Origin of the sequence: Synechococcus sp. W60.1 (genome assembly GCF_047461575.1) — a bacterium.
Lineage (GTDB): Bacteria > Cyanobacteriota > Cyanobacteriia > Thermostichales > Thermostichaceae > Thermostichus.
Genome location: NZ_JANSHL010000002.1, coordinates 91,156 through 110,933, shown reverse-complemented (window position 1 = coordinate 110,933; position 19,778 = coordinate 91,156). Strand labels below are relative to the sequence as shown.

20 protein-coding genes are annotated in these 19,778 nt (G+C 57.9%); 11 read left to right on the top strand and 9 right to left on the bottom strand.

Annotated elements, in window-relative coordinates:
- Positions 1-89: 89 nt before the first annotated feature.
- A complete protein-coding gene (locus NW805_RS02575; RefSeq protein ID WP_414421552.1) occupies positions 90-890 on the top strand; it encodes a Ycf66 family protein in 801 nt (266 codons plus the stop codon).
- A 62-nt stretch (positions 891-952) separates the two neighbouring features.
- Here NW805_RS02575 and ppc read toward each other — a convergent pair whose 3' ends face one another.
- Positions 953-3,889 (bottom strand): phosphoenolpyruvate carboxylase, encoded by a 2,937-nt coding sequence (gene ppc, locus NW805_RS02570; RefSeq protein ID WP_414380829.1) that lies wholly within the window; start codon positions 3,887-3,889, stop codon positions 953-955.
- A 288-nt stretch (positions 3,890-4,177) separates the two neighbouring features.
- Between ppc and NW805_RS02565 the strand changes: the two genes are divergently transcribed.
- The 4 genes from NW805_RS02565 to NW805_RS02550 all read left to right on the top strand — a co-directional run bounded on the left by NW805_RS02565 (position 4,178) and on the right by NW805_RS02550 (position 7,233).
- Positions 4,178-4,528, top strand: coding sequence for a hypothetical protein (locus NW805_RS02565; RefSeq protein WP_414421551.1), 351 nt, complete (start codon positions 4,178-4,180; stop codon positions 4,526-4,528).
- Entirely contained in the window at positions 4,525-4,719 is a 195-nt protein-coding gene (locus NW805_RS02560) for a hypothetical protein (RefSeq protein WP_011433441.1), read from the top strand. The genes NW805_RS02565 and NW805_RS02560 overlap by 4 nt, the downstream gene beginning before the upstream one ends.
- A gap of 26 nt (positions 4,720-4,745) precedes the next feature.
- Positions 4,746-5,858: a bifunctional diaminohydroxyphosphoribosylaminopyrimidine deaminase/5-amino-6-(5-phosphoribosylamino)uracil reductase RibD gene (gene ribD, locus NW805_RS02555; RefSeq protein ID WP_414421550.1), complete on the top strand. Its 1,113-nt coding sequence runs from the start codon at positions 4,746-4,748 to the stop codon at positions 5,856-5,858.
- A 346-nt stretch (positions 5,859-6,204) separates the two neighbouring features.
- Complete coding sequence (locus NW805_RS02550; RefSeq protein WP_414421549.1) at positions 6,205-7,233, top strand: hypothetical protein; 1,029 nt, start codon at positions 6,205-6,207, stop codon at positions 7,231-7,233.
- Between the two features lie 114 nt (positions 7,234-7,347).
- Here NW805_RS02550 and NW805_RS02545 read toward each other — a convergent pair whose 3' ends face one another.
- Together NW805_RS02545 and NW805_RS02540 are read right to left on the bottom strand one after the other, a co-directional pair.
- Positions 7,348-7,569 carry a hypothetical protein gene (locus NW805_RS02545; protein ID WP_414421702.1) on the bottom strand — a complete coding sequence of 74 codons (222 nt, stop codon included), beginning with the start codon at positions 7,567-7,569 and terminating at the stop codon, positions 7,348-7,350.
- A 67-nt stretch (positions 7,570-7,636) separates the two neighbouring features.
- Positions 7,637-8,017, bottom strand: a complete 381-nt coding sequence (locus NW805_RS02540) for an Npun_F0494 family protein (RefSeq protein ID WP_414421701.1) — start codon at positions 8,015-8,017, stop codon at positions 7,637-7,639.
- 82 nt (positions 8,018-8,099) lie between these two features.
- Between NW805_RS02540 and NW805_RS02535 the strand changes: the two genes are divergently transcribed.
- Positions 8,100-8,348: a hypothetical protein gene (locus tag NW805_RS02535; protein ID WP_011433446.1), complete on the top strand. Its 249-nt coding sequence runs from the start codon at positions 8,100-8,102 to the stop codon at positions 8,346-8,348.
- A 326-nt stretch (positions 8,349-8,674) separates the two neighbouring features.
- On the opposite strand, the gene NW805_RS02530 is transcribed toward NW805_RS02535, so the two are convergent.
- Positions 8,675-9,505, bottom strand: coding sequence for a DUF1350 family protein (locus NW805_RS02530; RefSeq protein WP_414421548.1), 831 nt, complete (start codon positions 9,503-9,505; stop codon positions 8,675-8,677).
- Positions 9,506-9,824: 319 nt separating this feature from the next.
- On the opposite strand from NW805_RS02530, the gene NW805_RS02525 reads away from it, so the two are divergent.
- Positions 9,825-10,880 carry a TauD/TfdA family dioxygenase gene (locus tag NW805_RS02525; RefSeq protein WP_414421547.1) on the top strand — a complete coding sequence of 352 codons (1,056 nt, stop codon included), beginning with the start codon at positions 9,825-9,827 and terminating at the stop codon, positions 10,878-10,880.
- 200 nt (positions 10,881-11,080) lie between these two features.
- Positions 11,081-11,263 carry a hypothetical protein gene (locus NW805_RS02520; protein ID WP_414342619.1) on the top strand — a complete coding sequence of 61 codons (183 nt, stop codon included), beginning with the start codon at positions 11,081-11,083 and terminating at the stop codon, positions 11,261-11,263.
- Positions 11,264-11,352: 89 nt separating this feature from the next.
- Here NW805_RS02520 and NW805_RS02515 read toward each other — a convergent pair whose 3' ends face one another.
- The 4 genes from NW805_RS02515 to crtE are packed head-to-tail and all read right to left on the bottom strand — an operon-like array spanning position 11,353 to position 14,331.
- Entirely contained in the window at positions 11,353-12,195 is an 843-nt protein-coding gene (locus NW805_RS02515; protein WP_414421546.1) for a SirB1 family protein, read from the bottom strand.
- A 48-nt stretch (positions 12,196-12,243) separates the two neighbouring features.
- The gene (locus tag NW805_RS02510) at positions 12,244-12,861 is read right to left on the bottom strand and encodes a hypothetical protein (protein WP_414421545.1); all 618 of its coding nucleotides are present in this window, start codon (positions 12,859-12,861) and stop codon (positions 12,244-12,246) included.
- Between the two features lie 43 nt (positions 12,862-12,904).
- Positions 12,905-13,387 (bottom strand): divergent PAP2 family protein, encoded by a 483-nt coding sequence (locus NW805_RS02505; protein WP_414421544.1) that lies wholly within the window; start codon positions 13,385-13,387, stop codon positions 12,905-12,907.
- 50 nt (positions 13,388-13,437) lie between these two features.
- Entirely contained in the window at positions 13,438-14,331 is an 894-nt protein-coding gene (gene crtE, locus NW805_RS02500) for a geranylgeranyl diphosphate synthase CrtE (protein WP_414328882.1), read from the bottom strand.
- A 243-nt stretch (positions 14,332-14,574) separates the two neighbouring features.
- On the opposite strand from crtE, the gene hemE reads away from it, so the two are divergent.
- Positions 14,575-15,675, top strand: a complete 1,101-nt coding sequence (gene hemE, locus NW805_RS02495) for a uroporphyrinogen decarboxylase (RefSeq protein WP_414421543.1) — start codon at positions 14,575-14,577, stop codon at positions 15,673-15,675.
- Positions 15,676-15,752: 77 nt separating this feature from the next.
- Positions 15,753-16,736 carry a glycosyltransferase family 2 protein gene (locus tag NW805_RS02490; RefSeq protein WP_414421542.1) on the top strand — a complete coding sequence of 328 codons (984 nt, stop codon included), beginning with the start codon at positions 15,753-15,755 and terminating at the stop codon, positions 16,734-16,736.
- On the opposite strand, the gene NW805_RS02485 is transcribed toward NW805_RS02490, so the two are convergent.
- A complete protein-coding gene (locus tag NW805_RS02485; protein WP_414421541.1) occupies positions 16,691-17,572 on the bottom strand; it encodes an inositol monophosphatase family protein in 882 nt (293 codons plus the stop codon). The genes NW805_RS02490 and NW805_RS02485 overlap by 46 nt on opposite strands.
- 141 nt (positions 17,573-17,713) lie before the next feature.
- Here NW805_RS02485 and NW805_RS02480 point away from each other — a divergent pair, with 141 nt between their 5' ends.
- Complete coding sequence (locus NW805_RS02480; RefSeq protein ID WP_414421540.1) at positions 17,714-19,690, top strand: protein kinase domain-containing protein; 1,977 nt, start codon at positions 17,714-17,716, stop codon at positions 19,688-19,690.
- Positions 19,691-19,778 lie beyond the last annotated feature (88 nt).

The following is a 19,778-nucleotide window of genomic DNA, read 5'->3' as shown; positions in this document are numbered from 1 at the left end:
CGTGCCACCAGGAGGATCAATGCTAGGATCGGCTGTGGAATGGATAAGGCTCAACGCTCTCCCGTCTTCATCGTTTAGGGATCCCTGGCATGTTTCTCACCCAAAGCCCCTACTTTTTGATGGCAGCGCTGGTGGCGATTGCCAGTGGAGCCATCTTCGCGGTTCGGTTCATCAAGCGCGAGGCCTCCGCTGAGTACGACGTGATTTTTGCCACGATGGGCCTGATCTATTCCGTCTGTTTGCTCTTGGAAGGTCAGCGGCTCATCCCGTTGCTGTTCTTTGCGCAGGTGTTGTTGGCGGTGATGGCCGGCTGGTTTGCCATCGAAACCTTCCGTTTGCGGATTCTCTTAAGCGAAAAAGCACGGCAGGTGGGCGGGGCTCGTCCGACCGTTCGGCGGCAAGGCTTCAGCCGCACCTATCCCCCGGATGGCTATGCCCAAGGACGCACGGTTTCCACTCGAGCCGAGGGATCCCGTATTCGCGACACCTCCTCCACCCGCTCCATTCCAGAAGGCAGCGCAGAGCCGAGCCGTCGCCCGCGGCCCCAACTGACCAGCGATACCCGTGTGCGTCCCCGCCGCCGACCCGAAGGGGATGAGTATTACGAGGAGCCAGGGGTCCGCTCGCGTCAGGATACGGACTACGATGAACCAGCACCGCCGCCAGAGGCCCGCCGCCCCCGTCGTCCTGCCACCGAAGAGTATCCAGAGGATGTGGATGTGCAGGAAGAGCGCAGCACAGGTACAGCTACTCGTCGCCGTCCCCCACGGTTGCCCCAAGACCAAGGGGAAAGCTACGCAGATGAACCCCCTCGCCGTCCTTCCCGCCGCGTTGTCGAAGTAGAGCCAGTAGAGGTGGAGCCAGAAGAGTATGATGACGATCTGTTCTGATAGGCTCTCAATGCCGATCTGAACTTGATAGAAGCAGCGCCAGGGTCAATTAGTCGGATCCCTCAGCCCGTGTTGCGCATCCCGGCGGCAATGCCGTTAATGGTAAGTAAAGCTCCACGCAGAAGTTCAGCTCGGTCGTAGCGTGTTCGTCCGGTGCGGGATCCCTGACGCTCCCGCAGGCGCTTGAGGAGAGAGACTTGAATAAAGCCCAAGGGCACAATAGAGCGGTTGCGCAACTGCACCGAGCGCTTCAAATAAGGGTCGTTCTCCAACAGTTCCCTGTGACCCGTAATCTGCAACACTATTGTGCGAGTACGGTGCATTTCTTGGGCAATACACTCAAACAGCTCCATCGCCCGCTCTAGACGCTCTGGAGAGCTCATCTCCCGCACGTAGTGACGCGCTATTTGCAAATCCACCTTGGCCAAGGTCATCTCCACTTTGGAGATCACCATGCGGAAGAAAGGCCATTCGCGATAGAGGTGCTGCAGGTGGTTGAGGTTGTGCTCGCCCCTGGCCACGTATTCTTGTAGGGCGGTGCCAACCCCATACCAGGCCGGCAAGAGAAAGCGGCTTTGCGTCCAACTGAATACCCAGGGAATGGCCCGCAGGGATCCGATGTCTTTTTGGCTACCGCTGCGGCGGGCGGGACGGGAGCTGATCTGCAGTTGGCTGATCTCTTCAATGGGGGTGACCTCGTGGAAAAACTCCACAAAGCCCTCCTGCTCGTAGACCAGGTTACGGTACACCTGCCGGGAGCGCTCCGCCAAGGATTCCATCAGGCGCGACCACTCGTGCAGATCGTTGGGGTAGGTGCGCAGTAGGCTGGCCTGGATCACGGCGCTGGTGACGGTTTCCAGGTTAAAAATGGCCAGATCCTGGAGGGAATACTTGGAGGCCAACACCTCTCCCTGTTCGGTAATTTTGATGCGGCCCCCCACACTGCGCCCTGGCTGAGCCAAGATGGCCTCGTAAGCCGGGCCCCCTCCACGGCCCACCGAACCGCCCCGGCCATGGAAGATCTGCAGCTTCACCCCGTAGGATTCGGCCACCGTCTGCAGGCGTTGTTGAGCCTTGTAAATCTCCCAGTTGCTGCTCAAAAAGCCGGAATCTTTGTTGCTATCGGAGTAGCCCAGCATCACCTCCTGTAGATTCCCCTGCTGAGCCAAGTACTGGCGATAGAAAGGGATCTCCAGCAACTGCCGCAAAACTTCCGGGGCCCGCTTCAGGTCTTCGACGGTCTCAAACAGCGGCACCACCGCCAGGGATCCGCGACCGCTAATGGGATCGTAGAGCCCCACCTCCTTGGCCATCAGCAGCACCTCCAACAGGTCGCTCAACTGGCGGCTCATGCTGATCACATAGGTTTGGCAAATGGCCAAGCCGAATTCCTGCTGCATGCGGCGCAGGGTGCGAAAGGTGGCGATCAGCTCTGCTGTCTTATCGGAAAAGGCAATCTCCAAAGGTATCAGAGGCCGACGGGTTTGCAGCTCCTGCAGGAGAAAGGCGGTTTTTTCCTCTTCCGTCATCTCGCTGTAGGGGCGCGGCAAAATGCGCAGGTACTCGAAAATCTCCGTGAGAGCGGCTTCGTGGTAGCTGCTGTCTTGGCGGATATCCAGATGGGCCAGGTGAAAGCCAAACACCTGTACCTGTTGAATGAGATGATCCAACTGACGGCAGGAAAGGCCGCTGTTTTTCAAGCTTTTCTGGATAAGCTGCAAGTCGGCCAGAAATTCTTCTGCGTTGGCATAGGCGTTGTCCACGGGGGGAGGGGTGGGCAAACAAGCGGAGTCGGCCAAGTTGCGATTGCGCTCCCGCGTTAACTCCAGCCGCCGCTGAATGTAGCTGAGCTTGAGGCGGTAGGGCTCTTGGCGGTATTGCAGCGAAAACGATTCGTAAACCTCAGGCATGAGGCGGTGATCCTGCTCAAGGGCATCCAGCAGTTGGCTGTCCACATCCCCCCAGTGCAGGGAAATGCTCAGGGTTTTGGTGAGAGCCTTCACCGATTCGATGTACTTGCCCAGGATGAGGTTGCGCTGATAGCGAGCCGTTTGCCAGGTAACATCGGCGGTGACGGAAGGGTTGCCATCCCGATCCCCGCCTACCCACGAGCCGAAGTTGCAAAATCCTGCCGGCGGTGGCTCGACGCTGGGAAAAGCTTTTTTCAGGCTGCGGCTGAGGTACTCGTGCAGCAGGGGGATGGCCTGAAACAACACCTCTTCAAAATAGTGCAAAGTGTAATCGACTTCGTTCAAAACAGTCGGCTTGGACTGATGCAACTCGTCGGTGCGCCACCAAAGCAAAACTTCTTCCGCCATCTGTTCTTTTATCATCTGGGCCTGCAAAGGCTGGGTTTGTTCTGCCCAATCCAGTTGGCCGAGCAGGCGAGAGAAAGCTCGTTGCTTCTCGCGGATGGTGTGGCGGACGATCTCGGTGGGGTGGGCGGTAAAGACCATGCGAATGTGCAACTGCTCCAGCAATCTGCGCAGTAGGCCCGGCGGCACCCCTTGGGCCCGCAGGTAAGGGAACAGGCGTTCAAATTTTTCGTTTTCTCGCACGGTACGTTGTTGGCTATCCACCATGCGCATGTCGGAGTCTTCTGCCCGTTCGTAGTGCTGTTCAACAATGTTGATCAACTGGAAGAAGAGGGCAAAGGCCCGTGCCGTTTGGATGGTGGCGTCGAGGCTGAGGTACTCGATAATTTGTAGTACCTCTGGGATCGGGTACTCCAGGGCTTGTCCTTCTGGGGAACACATGGAACGCAGTCGCTGCAACAGATCCACCAGAGACTGACCGCACTCCTGCAGGATCACCGATTCCCAGAGTTCTTCCACCAATTGCAGGCGACGGTTCAACAGGTTGTTCCTGCGGTTGAAGGCTTCGTTGACTTGAAGGGAATGGGCCAAGGGATCCCGTTCCCCAAACAGGGATGCCTCCTTCAGCCCGTTGGCAGAACCCGCTGCCCCCTCTGCAGCGGTCAGGTGGGGGGAAGAGGTCATGAAGGCAGCTCCTAGAATAACCATCCCAATATTAGAGCCTGTTTGTCGAAACGGCAGATGTAGCAGGTATCACGCTCAGATTGCGGTCTTCTCCGCGTCGGATTTTGTAGTTGAGCCTACAAATTGCAAGAAAAAAGTGTTTTACCTTGCCGCAATACCGGTCTAACGCCTTGTTGACAGGAGTTCTGGTGGCTGCCACCCTGTTTATCAACGCACATCTGCTGGATCCCGACCAGGGATTGGACAAAATCGGGCAACTGGGTTTTCACGTCGGTGGGGGATTTTTGTTTGCCTGCGGATGAGGCGGGGATCCGCTCAGGGGTGACCACGGTGGTGGAGGCGGGGATCACCTTCCCGGCGTTTTGTGCAACGGTGGTGTCAACTGCCCAGACGCGGGCTTATGCTTTCATCGATCCCTCTCTCCTCTACATCGCCACTGCGGATTTCATCGCCCACCGCCTCAGGCTGGCTGTGGATTGGAAAAATCAAGATCTGGATCGGGCCAGAGCAGTGATCGAGACCCATCGCCAGGTGGTGGTTGGCCGCAAGGCTCGTCCCACCCTCAAGCTGGGAGAGAGGGAATCACCCACGCTCACTTCCGCTCTGATTCTTGGCGAAGAATATGCCTGCCGATCATGATTCATCTGGGCCGCTTCCCGATGGATGAGGTGTTGGATCCCTTCGATTTGTTGGATCGCCTGCGTTCGGGAGAGATTGTCAGCAACGAACAAAAGGCCCGCGCCCGCGACTACGCATTGCAGGTGGCAGAGCTAGAATCCAAGGCAATTGCAGCTTTCAACCGCAAGTTGGCAGCCTTGTCACCGGCTTGAGCCGCTCTGGAGCGGATGCCCATTTTATGATTTCGGATCAGCAGTGGATGGAACGGTGTCTATCCCTGGCCCGTTCCACACCTCAGCGTCCCTCTCCCAATCCACGGGTGGGCTGCGTGATCGTGCAGGAGGATCGGGTGGTGGGAGAAGGCATTCATCCGGGGGCAGGGCAGCCTCATGCCGAGGTGTTGGCTCTGCAACAGGCGGGATCCCTGGCCAGAGGGGCAACGCTCTACGTCAACCTGGAGCCCTGCAACCACTATGGCCGTACCCCTCCCTGTACCGAGGCCATCCTAGCTGCCGGGATCCGGCGGGTGGTGGTGGGGATGCAGGATCCCAATCCCTTGGTGGCTGGCAAAGGGATCCGCCGCCTGCAGGAGGCAGGGATCGACGTGACGGTGGGAGTGCTGGAGCGGGAGTGCCAGGAGCTGAACGAGGGGTTTGCCTTCGCCATTGTGCGGCAACAGTGTTTCGGCCTGCTGAAATACGCCATGACCCTGGATGGCAAGAGCGCCGCCGCCACCGGCCACAGCCGCTGGATCAGCAACTCTCCGGCGCGGCAGTGGGTACACCAACAGCGGGCCTGGCATGATGCCGTCATCGTTGGATCCCGAACCGTTTGGCAGGATAACCCGCGCCTCACCTGTCGCCTGGCGGAGTTGCAGGGATCCCAGCCGTTGCGGGTTGTTCTCAGCCGTTCTCTGAACCTGCCCCCTTCTGCCCATCTGTGGCAGGTGGAAGAAGCGCCGACATTGGTGATCACGGAAGCCCCAAAGATCCATCCCCTCTGGGGATCCCTGGCCAAGCAGGGGGTGGAGCTGCTGCATCTGCCCCAAGTAACCCCCTCGCGGGCGGCACAGGTGCTCTTTCAGCGGGGGTGTCTGAGTGCCCTCTGGGAATGCGGGGGCACGCTGGCCTGGGCAGCCCTCAAAGATGGGGCGATCCAGAAAGTAGCTGCCTTCATCGCTCCCAAGATCCTAGGCGGAGCCGCTGCGCCAACCCCGGTAGCAGGGGAGGGGATCCCTGATATCAACCAAAGCTGGCAACTGGTGGAGCCGCGGCTGGAGACCTTGGGGGATAACTGGCTAATTACCGGAAAGATCTCCTCTTCAGTTGGCCGCAGTGACTTACTACAGTAACCAGCTTTCAATTGCCATGAGGTTTCTGAACGAACAGGCTGATATCTGTTCAATGTAAATGGATATACTCATCAGAAAAACACGGCATTTCTGCAAAGTGGGGTTCAGAATTGAGCTCAATTGTGCTAGGCTGGTCAATGTTTTGGGGGGGTCAATTGACGTTTTGGTAAGGTCAGCAAAATCAAGCTGTAGGGATCTATCGAGATTTTCCTGAGGTGAGCCTTGTAAACGGCAACGACGAAGACTCTAGCCTCTTTGTCCAGCCCTTCTTTGCTTGCCCAGTGAGCGGCTTGAAAGTCGTCCTATCTCATTTTCAAGTACAAATCCCAGGATAAGGAAGGGCATTGTGTTGAATCTTTTTGCCAGCCTGCTGTTTGCATCCGCTTTCATCAGCCCCTCGGGAAACGTCGTCATCGAGGGGGATCCAGGGGAGTGGGTTTTCGCCGATCATCAAGTCCTAGAAGGGGTTACTCTAACCCTTCTCACACGGCCCGGAGAGAGCTTGGCCTCTTGGAGAGAGATGCTCTCCGTCATGGACGTTCATGTCGAGGGATCGCCGCGCTTTCTCGCCAACCACATGCGGGACAACCTCCTGGCCAACTGTCCCCAAACGACTTGGGAGTTCCATCGGGAGAGCGAAGAAGATGTGCTCTACGAGTTTCGCAGTGCTGGCTGTCGTGGAACGGTGAGTGGAGTTGAGGAACATGAGATTGGCCGGATCACCCGAGGCCCAAGCGGCAGTGTGCGCATTGCCTATGCCGCAAAGCCAGAGATGACGTCCGAAGTGCGAAGCCGCTGGCTGAACTTACTGGGCAGCGAGGTGGGGACAGCTCAGGGTTTTCCCATTCGCAACCTCAGCGGGGCGATTGCACAGCCTTCTTCCCCGGTTTCGGAAGCCCCAACCGCAGAGCGGCAGATCGCCCGGTGGCTGCAGGAAGCAACCGATGCCCTGAAGCAGCAGGAAGATTTGCTGGCCGAGCTGGATCGCCTAGGTCAGGAAGCGCAGGCGGATGCCCGTGCCTACAGCCAAGGAACCCCCAAAGAGGCGGGGCTAAGGACAATCGGCCTGTACCGAGGTCGGGGGGACGGCAGCCCTGGCGAGGCCACAACCGAGTTCAAGACCACTGACACCTTGATCTGGGCCATCTTGCCGGTGGGCAACCTTCCTGCCAACGCCAAGGTGGAGATGCTCTGGTACTACGAGGGCGGAGAAGCTGGGGGCGAGCAACTGATCCGCAGGCTAGATGTTCCCTGGGATCCCGGCGACACGGTGCAAGGCTATTTGAGCTTCAGCCAGCCCTACACCGGCCGCTACCGCGTCGAGATTCATGTCAACGGCGAGAAGGTGGGAGTTGGCCGCTTCACAATCCAATAGTCTCCTGCAAGAAGTACCCCTCCTACGGGGTTACACAGGCTTGGGGGTGGACAATCTCCATCACCAACTCCGACGGGGTGAAGACTGTTGTGCTGGGATCCAGAGGGGGGCTTGCTATCCTCGACGAGTTCTGCATATGGGCCTGGCTTTGAGGTTGTAGATAAGGCTGGTGCGGTATTGCAACAGCAAATTGCGCAGATAAAGGGGCAAGTTGCGTCGGTAGAGGGAGCGGGTTTTGCGGTAGATAGACTTGCTGCGCCGGTTAATTGCTTGGCTGCGCCGCTGCAAAGAGGTTTGGAGTGGACGTTGGAGTGCCAGGGATCCGGGCACACGCATCAACCTTGGCCGTACCATATCCCCCCTCGAGAGCGGCGTTGAAAGTTGGATCCAGTGTAGGGGATCCTCAGGGGAGCAGCCGCCAGCGGGTCAGCCTATTGCGCAGGCGGTCTGCCCAGCTTGCCGAGATCCCGGCAAAAGCTTCATCCCTCTCCAGATCTTGCAGCAACTGCCGACCCAGAGGTGCCAGACGATACCGGTCGGTGATCCCCTGCCCATCCACTTCCCGTCGCAACAGCCCCACCTGAATCAGCCACATCAGCTCCTGATCCGCCCGCATTTCCGATAACGGGCGTCGGCTGTAGCCCGCTTGAACGCCGGCCCAACCTGCAATCTTCGCTGGTGGGATCCCTTTTGTGCTCATGGCCTGCAGCAAGGGCAACCGAAAAGGGCTGCAAATCCAGGCACGCCAAGCCCTTCTGTACACTGACTCAGAGTCATGGAGCATGAGGGACAAGGGGAGTCCTTATGTTCTTATTCAATTCTGTCAATGGCCGTTGAGCAGCAGACTTGTTACAATAAATTACGATATGTTGATCATCCTTGCTATTGTTGTCCTACTGGGATTCTGGGCACTGCGCCTGATGGAGCAGGCTTTTCAGAGTCAGGAGTTCTCGCGCATGTTGGCAGGGACACTGGTGGCTGTGGCTGCCGGCGGCGTTTTGACCTGTTACTTTCTGATGAGCGATACCCTTCAGATGTTGTTTCATCTGCAAGCGCAGTCCCCCTCTTCCTACTCTCAAGATCTGCTCTCCGATTTGAGCTGGCTTGATCAGTAAATGGGCGGTCATGAGCTACACCTGAGCTACACCAATGCAGTAGCTCCGCTAGCGAGGTTGTGACGCAGCTTTTCTAGTCGTTTTAAGCCGGAATGAAACATTTCCATCTAGCTCCCCTCTCTTGCTGGGGGTAGGGCGGCAGCGGAGAACGCTTAGGGAGTGTTTCAATCTAGTTTGAAATGGAAGGCCAAAGTATCTGGGGTTATGGCATCCTCCTGCATCCGCAAGGATGGAGTAGCAAGACCTGCCGCCCGCTTGCCAACAGTGAGCGGGAGAAATCCTGCAAGCTGTGAAAAAATCCGTTGACTTGAGCCGTGGGAAGAATGTCAATGGGCCAATTGGGTTGTCAGCCAGGCTCGGATGCTTCGGATCATTTGGTGGTTGGGGGCCAGTAGGTTCTGGTAGATCAACTGTCCAAAAGCATCGATGGGGCTGAACTCCTCCCCGACTTGGAAAGGATAGCTAAAACCCAGTGGAGTGAGGTGATCCCCCTCGAGATGCTGCCACTCGGTATAGCCTTGATACTTGCGGCAAAGCTGCTGGTAGAGCAGAGGAATGTCGTCAATATCATCCTGTCGAAATTCTACGAGCAGGTTGTTTCTAACCGGATACTGCTCCTCAATTAAGCGGTTGGTTTCTGCTGGGGAAGGCTCGAACTCTAACCACAGATTCACAGGTGGCGAGGAGGATCCCATCCACATCCGCCACAGATCGGCGAGCTGTTGTTGAGGCCAAGCTTGGGCCAACAGCCGCAGCAATGGCAAAGCCCGATCCAACCCAGCGTTGCTGTAGGCCAGAAAAATATTGCCTCGCCGACGGGATCCCAGAGAAGGAACGGCTAGACAAGAGAGGATCTGCAACTTACAGCCCAGGCTATGACCCAAACCAAACAGGGGCAACTCCAGCAAACCCTTGCTTTGCAGGCTTCTGTGCAAAGATTGGGCTGCGTTGAGCGCCAGTTGGGCGTGATCGATATCGGTGGTGTAGGGGGTGGCAACAACGGCCATGCCCATACGGGCCAGTTCTTCCAGCAGGCGGCTGTAGAACACTTGCGGGGCAGCTCCCACAAAAGCTCCACCCAGAAAGTGAACGACGGCGCGGGGTTGAGGGGGCAGAAGGAACCAAGTATGCCCATCGGTTTGCCAAGTTGGTGCCATGGTGTTGCAACCTCGCCTGCGAGTTTGTTGAAGCTTTCCCCATAACCCAGCGCTCGGCAGATCCCACTTTGCCCACTTTACGCCGGTTCCCCGCGCTGGCCAGCCCCTGGAACTCATCCTAATGGACATCTTGCCCAGACATGGGGATCCCCAGTTAACTTCTGATGCAGCAAGCAAAACTCTGCCCCGCCTCAGACTGAGGTTCTAGCACCGAAGGGTAGTGCGCTACACTCGCCGAGATTGGGTTTTGAGTGTAGGATCCCTGCTCAAAAGTTGCTGTGGCTGCTATGACTAGGGCAGTGGGTGGTGAGGGATCGTGATGAAGACTTCACAGCTTGCAAAAGGATGCCTGCTGATCGATTGTCGGGGCTTTGATGAAAAGACGATAAACCTGTTTTTGGCACCTGGGCCCGATCCCTATCGGGAAACAGAAGAATTTCTCCTGGACTGCGAGATGCGGGCAGATGAGCTGCCCCGTTATCTGCGGCGGGCCTTGCTGGAGTTTCAGTTGTATTCCAATTCGGAAGGGATCCTGCTGCTGCGGGGTTTGCCCGTGGATCCCGGACTAGACCATACCCGCACACCGGCTCTGGCGCAGCGCTCCGAGGAGAAAACCACTTTTGTCAGCGAACGCTGCTTGGCGATGATCGGCAGCCGCTTGGGGCATTTGGTCTCCTACATTCAAGAAAAGAACGGGGATTTGTTTCAAAACTTGGTGCCTACTCCCGACAGCGAAGAGGTGCAATCTTCCGAGGGATCCCGCACTCGGCTACAGTTTCACCGCGAGACGGTTTTTCATCCCCACTCACCGGAGTTTTTGCTGCTGTTTTGCCTGCGCCCCGACCATGATCGTGTGGCGGAAACCACCTACGCCAGCATCCGTCATGTCCTGCCTCTGCTAGGAGAGCGAGAGCGGGAGCTGCTGTTTGAACCCCTGTATCGCACTGGCATCGACTACTCCTTCGGCAACCGGCAAGCCCTGATCAATGGACCCATTTTGCCGGTGCTGTATGGCCGTCGAGAGGATCCCTTCTGGAACTACGACGAAGACCTGATGGTGGGGCTCACCCCCGAAGCCAGTCTGGCTCTAGAAGCCCTGAGGAAGGGAATCCACGCTGTCTACCGAGGCATCAAGCTGGAAACAGGGGATCTGCTCTGTATTGACAATCGCCGCACCGTTCACGGACGGACTGCCTTCTCTCCCCGCTACGATGGCTTCGACCGCTGGATCCAGCGCTCATTTGTGGTGCGGGATCTCGGCCTTTCGGCAGGGGATCGCCATCCCGGTGAGCGCATCATTCGCACCGCCTTCGCAACAGATGATGAGGCCCAAGCTGCCCTCAATGGGGAGCAGGTCTGTCTCAGAAGATCCTGAGAAGTTCGCAGACTTCAGCGCCATCCATAGCTCAAGTCCGTAAAAGTACTATTGGCGATTTCCCCGAAAGGGTTTGGATGAGTCGCCCCAGATTCTGATGTCAAAATACGTGATCCTCACGATGGCTATCGCAGAGCGTTTCCAGCATTCTAGGCTTATGAGCCAAAGCCATCAATTCTTCTCACGATTGCGAGGTTAAGATGAGCATTCGCCAGATCATCGATGAGGTTTTACAATCTTCGGTTTTAACTCTGCAGCAGGAGTCCAGCATTAACCAAATCCTCTGGGAAAAAAACTATGATCTATCTGATCTAGAGGCTTTGGATAAGCTGGTGGAAGCCATTTTGCGCCAAGAGGTAAGGGCTGCTTCCGATCCCTGCTAGAAACCTAGCCTTGCTTGCAAACGACGGCAGATCTTGCTCAAAACTTACACACTTACACAACGCACAACTGAGAGCAATTGTGCATGCTCCTAGCATGAGTCGGGATGAGATTCCAATCTCTCGACAATTTCCCGGATTAAATGCTCATCAGAGCGATTGATCTCGGGGTGGAAAGGCGCCTGTTTTAAGTAGCGCTTGAGATCCTGGCAGGCTTGCTGCCAACGGCCCAACTGATAATACAACAGCCCGCGATCCCTTAGGTGGGGCAAGGATTCAGGGATCAACAACAAGATCCGTTCCGCTGCTGCCAAAGCGGGTTCCAGTTCGGCGCGGCTCAGATAAATTTGCTTGAGGTTGTTGAGCCAGCGTACCAAGATCAGGCGGGGAGGGGTGGGGCGTAGGTGGTGTTCTTGGAAAGGGATCCCAGGCCCGTAGATTTGCGACAAAAGCTCTTGACAATCTTCTGGAAATAAAATCTCCCCCTGCTGAAAAGGATCCACAAAAATCTCGGCGCCTGCAAACAGGGGCCGGATTAAAAAGTGGCCGGGCATGCCCACTCCTGCCATGGGAAAATCGATCCGCCGCGCCAGCTCTAGATAGATCAGCGACAGCGTAATCGGGATCCCGGTGCGCCGATCGATCACTTCGTTCAAAAAGCTGTTGCGTGGGTCGTAATAATCTTCGCGATTGCCACGAAAGCCCAGATCCTCAAAGAGATAGTGATTCAAGATCTTGATGACCCGCAGGGGATAACGCTCCGGGGGAAGGCGCTCTTGCACCTCTGCGGCCATCTCATCCAGAGCGGCCACATACTCTTCCACCTCCAGATCGGGATAGGCTTCTTGGGCAATCCAGAGGGCCGCCCGACCCAGATCGATGGGCTCCGATTGGATTTCAAGGGCAAAGCGTTGACGGGCAGCAGGAATGCTCATGAAATGTTAAATATTAAATAATATTGAGGTTCTTTGCAAGGATCTCGGTTAGAACAGCAGCGTGCAAAAGCTGGTCAACAGCAAGGTCACCGCCGTCAGGAGCAGGCTAAAGCTCCAAAGCCGCAAAGCGGCAAGCAGCAGGATCCCGATCACCCAAATCAGCAGAGCATTCCAATAGGGTCGGTTGGGGGCTTTGGACACATTAATTTTCTGGAAGAAGGGCAGCAGGATGAACGATACATCCAACAACAGGCGCGGCAGCCGCAAATTGTCCGGCAGCGGCAGATCTCGCACCGCCAAATAAAGCAGCCCCCAGCTCACCAAAAGCGGGATTAGGAGCAGATAGTTGGATTCGGCCAGCAGGGGTCGATCCACCACCAGCGGAAACAGAGGGCTGATCCCCCAGAGCAGATAGAGGTAAAAGTTGAAGTTCAGCAGCGGCTGTAGCAGAGGGGGCACCTTGAAGCGTTGACCTTGGGATCCGATCCCGTTTACCTGAGCTGCGATTTTCTGGCCCAGGGATCCACCTTTTTGAGGGGTTTGCGCTGCCGGAGCCGCCCGCCAACCGCAGTGGTCGCAGTAGGGAGACTTGAACCGGTAGGCTGGGATCGGCTTGCCACAGGAAGGGCAACGTTGGATCGGACGAGGTTGAGAACTGGAAGCCATGACCACCCCGCGGTACTTCTGCTCTAACGTGCCCCAATGGCTCTTAGTTTACTCCCAGGGCAAATGACAGTGTGATACAGGCTGCCCCCAAAGCTGCGCCGGCCATGACCTGCACGGGAGTGTGGCCCAGCAATTCTTTCAGGTAGGGTTCTGGAAAACGGTCGGCGCCCTTTTCTTCAAACCATTCTTCCAGGAGGCGATTCAGCACCCGCGCCTGTTTTCCAGCGGCTTGGCGGATCCCCGCGGCATCGTACATCACCACCAATGCGAAAACCACCGTCGCGGCAAACAGCAGGCTGTCCCAGCCTTCCTGCATCCCCACCCCAACGGACAAAGCCGTCACCAACGCTGCGTGGGAGCTGGGCATTCCCCCGGTTTCCACCAAGACTCGCAGGTTAACCTTGCCTGACCGCACATAGGAAAGGATCAGCTTGATGGCTTGGGCCAACACACTGGCCAGCAAAGCAACCCAGAGGACATGATTGGCCATCAACTGTTGCAGCATACGGCTCTCCAGCACAGACATGCGAGCAGGGTCTCCAGGGATCCCATCTGATCTTGTCCTCTTGTCCTGCCCTAATGCTGACGGCGAGTGATGAAGTCCGCCAGGGCCAACAGCGGCTCTGCCCGCGATCCATAGGGGCGCAACGCTTCCTTGGCCGATTGAATCAGCTCCTCGGCTTTTTGCCGGGAGGCCTCTAGGCCCAACAAGCTGGGATAGGTGGCTTTGGCGGCAGCTTGATCCTTTCCTGCCGTTTTGCCTAGTTGCTCGCTGGTGGCGGTGATGTCCAAAATGTCGTCCACAATCTGAAAGGCCAAGCCAATATCGCGGGCGTAGCGGCTCAGGCGGTCCAGCAGCTCCTCATCTCCCCCCGCCAGGATCCCTCCCGAAACCACCGAGACTTCCAATAGAGCGCCGGTTTTGTGGCTGTGAATGTACTCCAAAGTTTCCAGGGAAATGGCTTTGCCCTCCGACTCCAGATCCACCACCTGTCCCCCCACCAAACCGGTTGCCGCCACAGCATGGCCAATGCGGGCGATCACCTGTAACACCAACTGCGGCGGTACCCCCTGAGTTTGGCTAGCAATGTGCTCAAAGGCAAAGGCCAGCAGGGCATCTCCCGCCAAGATGGCAATGTCTTCGCCGAACACCTTGTGGTTGGTGGGTTTGCCGCGGCGAAAGTCGTCATTGTCCATGGCCGGCAGATCGTCATGGATCAGCGACATGGTGTGGATCATTTCCAGGGCACAGGCGGTAGGCAGAGCCTGCTCCACAGTGCCGCCGGCCAACTCGCAGGCAGCCAGACAAAGGATCGGCCTGAGGCGCTTCCCCCCTGCCAATAGGCTGTAGCGCATGGCCTCGTAAATGCGCTCCGGATAGGCGGGAACCAAAGCTGCAGAGAGAGCTTCTTCCACCTGTTGCTGACGCTGGCTCAGGTAGGCTTTCAGGTTAAAGGTTTGGGCAACCAAGCGGGGTTTCCTCTCAACTCGGCAATGGGGGGATCCTTGTCGAGCCGTTCTTCAACAGACTTGTCAGGTGTCATTATCTCATGTCCACTTTAATTGGGGATCCCAGCCCAGAGGCCAAAAGGGTAAGAAGTAACAGCAAGTTGCAGCCGATGAAGAAACTGCAGGGATCCTGAGCCGCCAACTTGCGGTTGCTGTCGCCACAATGTCAGGATTCATAAGGATCTTTAGCCGGATTGCCCTCCTATGTCCCACTCGCCTGTTCAGCTCAGCGCCACCTCCTCCACCGCCAGCGGTGCGGAGCACTTGGGTGACCGTTTGCTGCGGGCGGCCCGAGGGGAAGTGCTGGATCGCCCTCCAGTTTGGATGATGCGCCAGGCGGGTCGCTACATGGCGGCCTACCGCGAGCTGCAAAGCAAGTACACCTTTAAGCAGCGTTGCGAGATCCCGGAGCTGGCCGTCGAGATCTCGTTGCAACCGTTTCGGGCCTTTGCCCCTGATGGGGTGATCCTGTTCAGCGATATCCTCACCCCCCTTGAGGGCATGGGCATCCCCTTTGAGCTGGTGGAGCATCAGGGGCCAATCATCGACCCGCCGATTCGTTCCCAAGCCCAAATTGAACGCATCCGCCTCCTGGAACCGGAAGAAAGTCTGCCCTTCATCAAGACCATTCTCAGCACCCTGCGCCGCGAGGTGGAAGGGAAAGCGACGCTGCTGGGGTTTGTCGGCTCCCCCTGGACTCTGGCCTGCTATGCCGTGGAAGGGCGCAGCTCCAAAGATTATGCCCACATCAAAAGCTTGGCCTTTACACAGCCGCAATTGCTGCATCAGTTGCTGAGCAAGCTGGCCGACAGCATTGCCCGCTACGTGATCTACCAGATCGAGGGCGGTGCCCAGGTGGTGCAGTTGTTCGATACTTGGGCCGGACAGCTCAGCCCAGCCGATTACGAGTGTTGGGCCTTGCCCTACCAAAAGCAAATTGTGGATCAGGTGAAAGCTCGCTATCCGCAGGTGCCACTGATCCTCTACATCAACGGCAGCGCCGCTTTGCTGGAGCGGGTGGGCAAAGCCGGCATCGACGTGTTCAGCCTCGATTGGATGAGCGATATGGCAGAGGCCAGGGCTCGCCTGGGATCCCTAGCGGTGCAGGGCAATCTGGATCCAATGGTGTTGCTGGGATCCCCGGAGTTCATCCGGCAGCGCACCCTAGAGGTGATTCGAAAAGCCGGATCCCGTGGGCATATCATGAACCTGGGCCACGGCATTCACCCAAGCACTCCAGAGGCCAATGTCCATTACTTTTTCGAGACGGTGCGCCAGTCGGCAGAGCTCCTAAAAGCCCTCTAGCCCAACAGGCAGTGGGAACCCCTCTTCCCTGAGGTGTTTTTGCTCAAGGGCTGTACAGCCATCCCTAGGGATCCCCGGTGTACATCAGCGTCATCATTCCCACCTACAACCGCCGTCCCATTTTGGAGCAGTGTCTGCGGGCCCTGGCGCAGCAGCAGCCCGGCCCCTACGAGGGCTACGAGGTGGTGGTGGTGGACGATGGCTCCACCGATGGCACAGTGGAATGGCTGCAGAACAACCCCGTTGGCTTGCCCCAGTGGAAACTGTTGCAGCAGGAGCACCGCGGCCCCGCCGCTGCCCGCAACCTGGGGTTTCGCCACGCCCAGGGATCCCTCATCGTCTTTATCGACAGCGACCTGGTGGTGGTGGATCACTTCTTGGCCAGCCACGCCCAGATGCTGCGGCGGCACGGCGTTACAGGGGATCCCCGCTCCCCCCACGAGGCCAAGGTCTTCACCTACGGGCGGGTGATCAACACGAGCAATTTTCAGGATCCCCGCTCCGAACCCTTCAAGCCCACCGATTTTTCGGCAGCCTTTTTCGCCACCGGCAACGTGGCCATTGCCCGCCATTGGTTGGAGCTGGCCTGCGAAACCCCCGCCGGCCCCTTTGACGAGCGGTTTCACCTCTACGGCTGGGAAGACCTGGAGCTGGGGGTGCGGCTAAAACGTTTGGGCCTGCGCCTGGTCAAGTGCCCCCAGGCCACCGGCTACCACTGGCATCCGCCCTTTGAGCTGCAGCAGATCCCAGGATTGATTGAGCGGGAACGGCAGCGGGGCCGCATGGGCATTCTCTTTTACCAAAAACACCCCACCTGGGCCGTGCGCCTGATGATCCAACTGACGCCCCTGCACCAATTCCTGTGGGGCCTTTTATCCCTGGGGGGCTGGCTGAACGAGAAGCGGGTGGAACCGCTGCTGCGCTGGTTGATCCGGCAGGGCCGCTCGCAGTTGGCTCTGGAGCTGTGCCGGATTTTTTTCCTCAACTGGTACAACGTGCAGGCCGTTTACGAAGGCTACAGAGCGATGAAGGCGCGAAATAAGGGGATCCACTCGGCTTGAGCTGCCACCAGGGCGGGGTAAGTGAGTCGGCCATAATCCTTGCCGGGAATGAGAGGCTGGCCGGGATCCGGATCGGTGCAGCTCAGGGGTTCCCAAACGGCGCCGGCCCCCTTGACAATGGCCCACACTGCCGCTACATCCCAGATCTTGGGCGAGCGTTCTACCGCCCCCAAAAGGCTGCCACCGGCCACCGCCAGCAGGTTGTAGGCAGCGCCCCCCAACATCCGCGCTTTGCAAGGGAATTGCGGGCTAATCCAATGGCTGCTGCGGGAACAGAAATTGAACAATTGGTTGGGGCCGGGTGAGGCGGTGCTAGGACGGATTGGCTGGGGACAGGCGGGATCCCGGTCGTGGCGGGTGAGAAAAGCTCCTGCTGCTGCATCCCCAGGAAACCGAGGCCAATAACCGTAAAAAGTCTGGCGGATGGGCGGCAGATGGACACAGCCAAACACCGGCATGCCCCAATGCAGCAAAGCCAAGGAGCTGCCCCAAATGGGGATCCCACGGGCAAAATTGGTGGTGCCATCCAAAGGATCCACTACCCAACACCACTCCTTCTCGGGAAAAATGTGGTTGGATTCCTCGCTCAGATAACCGTGATCGGGGTAGGCAGCGGCAATGGCCCCTTGAAAAGCGCGATCCGCCCACTGGTCAGAAGAGGTTACCAAGCTGCCGTCGGCTTTTAAGGACTCCGTCCCGCTGGCGCGAACCGTAGGGTGGGCCTGGCCAAAGTCTGCCAAGAGCTGGGATCCCACGCTAGCCGTGGCCTGCAGGGCAAACTCGGTAACCTCCAGCCAGAAAGGGGATAGAGCAGCAGTTGCAGAAGGAGCACTCATGCCCCAATCCTAGCGGGATCCCTGGCTTTTGGGGTGGAAAAGGGGTCGCAATGGCAGCGGATCCCTCACAAGCAGGTTCTAGGCCCATAAGCTGAATAGAATCAAATCATAGGTAAACTCCCCAGCTGGCCACCCTCCTCCATGAACCAGCGCCTGATTGGACAACTGATTGGCAACCGCTACCGGCTGACCCGCCACATCAGCGAGGGTGGCTACGGCAATGTGTTCGAGGCGGTGGATACCCAGCTCAATGACGAGCTGGTGGCCGTCAAGTTGTTGCGCCCGCCGCCCCCGGACATGGGCCCAGAGTACTACCAGCAACTGCAGCAACGCTTCATGGATGAGGCCAGGGTCAGCGCTCTGTTGGGCGAGCACCCCAACATCGTGCAGGTGCGCTCTTACGGCCTGTACCAAAACCAGCCCTATCTGGTGATGGAGTACCTGAATGCCAAACCCTACAGCGGCCAGGGGTTGGACTATGTGCTGGCTCGGGAAGGCCCCTTGCACCCAGAGCGAGTGGTGAACTTGGCTCTGCAAATTTGCTCTGCCCTGCACCACGCCCACAACTTTCAGATGGATCTGGGCAAGCACTCCATTCGCGGCGTCATCCACCGCGACATTAAACCCAGCAACATCTTTGTGCAGAAAGGGCCCGATGGGAAAGAGCGGGTCAAGATCCTGGACTTCGGCATTTCCAAGCTCATGGGGGAGACCTCTCGTGGCCTGACGCAGACGGGCTATTTTTTGGGCACGATGGTCTATGCCTCGCCCGAGCAAATGCGCGGAGAAAAGCTGGATGGCCGCTCCGACATCTACTCGCTGGGGGTGGTGCTGTACGAGCTGTTAACTGGTGCGCTGCCCTTCGAGCCGGATACCGACACCTTGCAGGGCTGGTACCACGTCCACAACTTTCAAAAGCCCCGCCCCTTCCAAGACCACAAGCTAGCCCACCCCATCCCTGCTGCTCTGGAGAGGGTCATCCTCCAGTGCCTAGAGAAAGACCCTGCCCTCCGCCCAGCCAACATGGAAGGGCTCAGCCAGCAGCTACAGGCTGTCTATGGAAACAAGGTTGCCCCTCCTGCCCCGTTCGTCCCCTCAAATTCCTCTCGTTCACCTCAAGGTGTTCGCCCCCCGCGGATCCCGACCGGATTTGGCCAGCCGACTTCCCAACGGCCGATGGGTCGAGCCGCCCCAGACGAGGAAGAAAAGCTACAACGGGCGGTAAGGCTGATCGAGGCAGGCGAGTACAAGATGGCCGTCCATTTGCTCAACGAGCTGATCCAGAGCGCCCCCAACGAAGCCCGCTACTATCTCTACCGCGGTCTGGCCCACCAACGACAGGGGCATTGGGGCCTTGCCCAGATGGACTATCAAGGGGTGCTGCGGCTGGAGCCGGGTAACCCTTCAGCGGAACAGGGGCTGCGCGAGGTGGAACAGAAGGTTGGGCAGGAACATGTCAACAGCAAGTCTGGTTCTCATCTGTTGTTGAATGTGTTGAATACGCCACGCCTGAGCAAAGGGTTGGCGTTGGGCTGGCTCTTGGCCAATTGGGGGGCGGCTGGGATCGGCTACCTGGGGTTGGGGGCATTGGCTCCTCTGCTGGCGGCTTTGGGATCATTACAAGGGGCGGTGGCTGGAGCCGGCCTTGGCTTGCTGATGGGGCTGCTGCAGTGGCTGGTGTTGCGGCGGCAGGTTTCGGTGGGATGGGTGGCTGCAACTTTGCTGGCCACGGCTTTGGGCTGGGCGGCGGCGGATTTCCTCGCTCCCCAGGTGGGGGTGGCAACCTCTGCTTTTAACCCGACGGATCCCTGGCTCCAAAATGCCTTGCGGGCGATGGGAGATGTGCTGCGCGGTTTGCTGGTGGGGGTTGGCGTCGGTGGGCTGCAATGGGCCTTGTGGTCTCAGCGCTGGAAAGGTAGCCGGGCTTGGATCTTGGCGGCAGTTGCCGAAGGGGCAGGATCGGCTCTGTTGATGGGTTGGCTGCTGGACAATACTACCTTGAACAGTTGGCTGCTGCTGATCGTGGGGCTACTGGCCAACACGCGCCCCCTTAGCGCAATGGTGCTTTTGAATTTGCGCCGGATCCCTCCTGTTCAAAGTCAACAACAAGCCCCTTAGCCCACAGGGATCCCATCTGAGTTCTCTCTCTCAAGAAGAGGGAAAGACAGGAATCAAAACCGCTCATTATTTTTCTCACGATTTTTCT

Bases quoted from the DNA above. Each gene is read 5' to 3' on its own strand.
- NW805_RS02510 (WP_414421545.1), bottom strand. From the start codon at position 12,861: ATGGCTTCCAGTTCTCAACCTCGTCCGATCCAACGTTGCCCTTCCTGT.
- NW805_RS02520 (WP_414342619.1), top strand. From the start codon at position 11,081: ATGAGCATTCGCCAGATCATCGATGAGGTTTTACAATCTTCGGTTTTA.
- ppc (WP_414380829.1), bottom strand. From the start codon at position 3,889: ATGACCTCTTCCCCCCACCTGACCGCTGCAGAGGGGGCAGCGGGTTCT.
- NW805_RS02540 (WP_414421701.1), bottom strand. From the start codon at position 8,017: ATGCTCCATGACTCTGAGTCAGTGTACAGAAGGGCTTGGCGTGCCTGG.
- NW805_RS02575 (WP_414421552.1), top strand. From the start codon at position 90: ATGTTTCTCACCCAAAGCCCCTACTTTTTGATGGCAGCGCTGGTGGCG.
- NW805_RS02530 (WP_414421548.1), bottom strand. From the start codon at position 9,505: ATGGCACCAACTTGGCAAACCGATGGGCATACTTGGTTCCTTCTGCCC.
- NW805_RS02535 (WP_011433446.1), top strand. From the start codon at position 8,100: ATGTTGATCATCCTTGCTATTGTTGTCCTACTGGGATTCTGGGCACTG.
- hemE (WP_414421543.1), top strand. From the start codon at position 14,575: ATGTCCCACTCGCCTGTTCAGCTCAGCGCCACCTCCTCCACCGCCAGC.
- NW805_RS02515 (WP_414421546.1), bottom strand. From the start codon at position 12,195: ATGAGCATTCCTGCTGCCCGTCAACGCTTTGCCCTTGAAATCCAATCG.
- NW805_RS02480 (WP_414421540.1), top strand. From the start codon at position 17,714: ATGAACCAGCGCCTGATTGGACAACTGATTGGCAACCGCTACCGGCTG.
- NW805_RS02545 (WP_414421702.1), bottom strand. From the start codon at position 7,569: ATGCGTGTGCCCGGATCCCTGGCACTCCAACGTCCACTCCAAACCTCT.
- NW805_RS02560 (WP_011433441.1), top strand. From the start codon at position 4,525: ATGATTCATCTGGGCCGCTTCCCGATGGATGAGGTGTTGGATCCCTTC.
- NW805_RS02485 (WP_414421541.1), bottom strand. From the start codon at position 17,572: ATGAGTGCTCCTTCTGCAACTGCTGCTCTATCCCCTTTCTGGCTGGAG.
- NW805_RS02525 (WP_414421547.1), top strand. From the start codon at position 9,825: ATGAAGACTTCACAGCTTGCAAAAGGATGCCTGCTGATCGATTGTCGG.
- ribD (WP_414421550.1), top strand. From the start codon at position 4,746: ATGATTTCGGATCAGCAGTGGATGGAACGGTGTCTATCCCTGGCCCGT.
- NW805_RS02505 (WP_414421544.1), bottom strand. From the start codon at position 13,387: ATGTCTGTGCTGGAGAGCCGTATGCTGCAACAGTTGATGGCCAATCAT.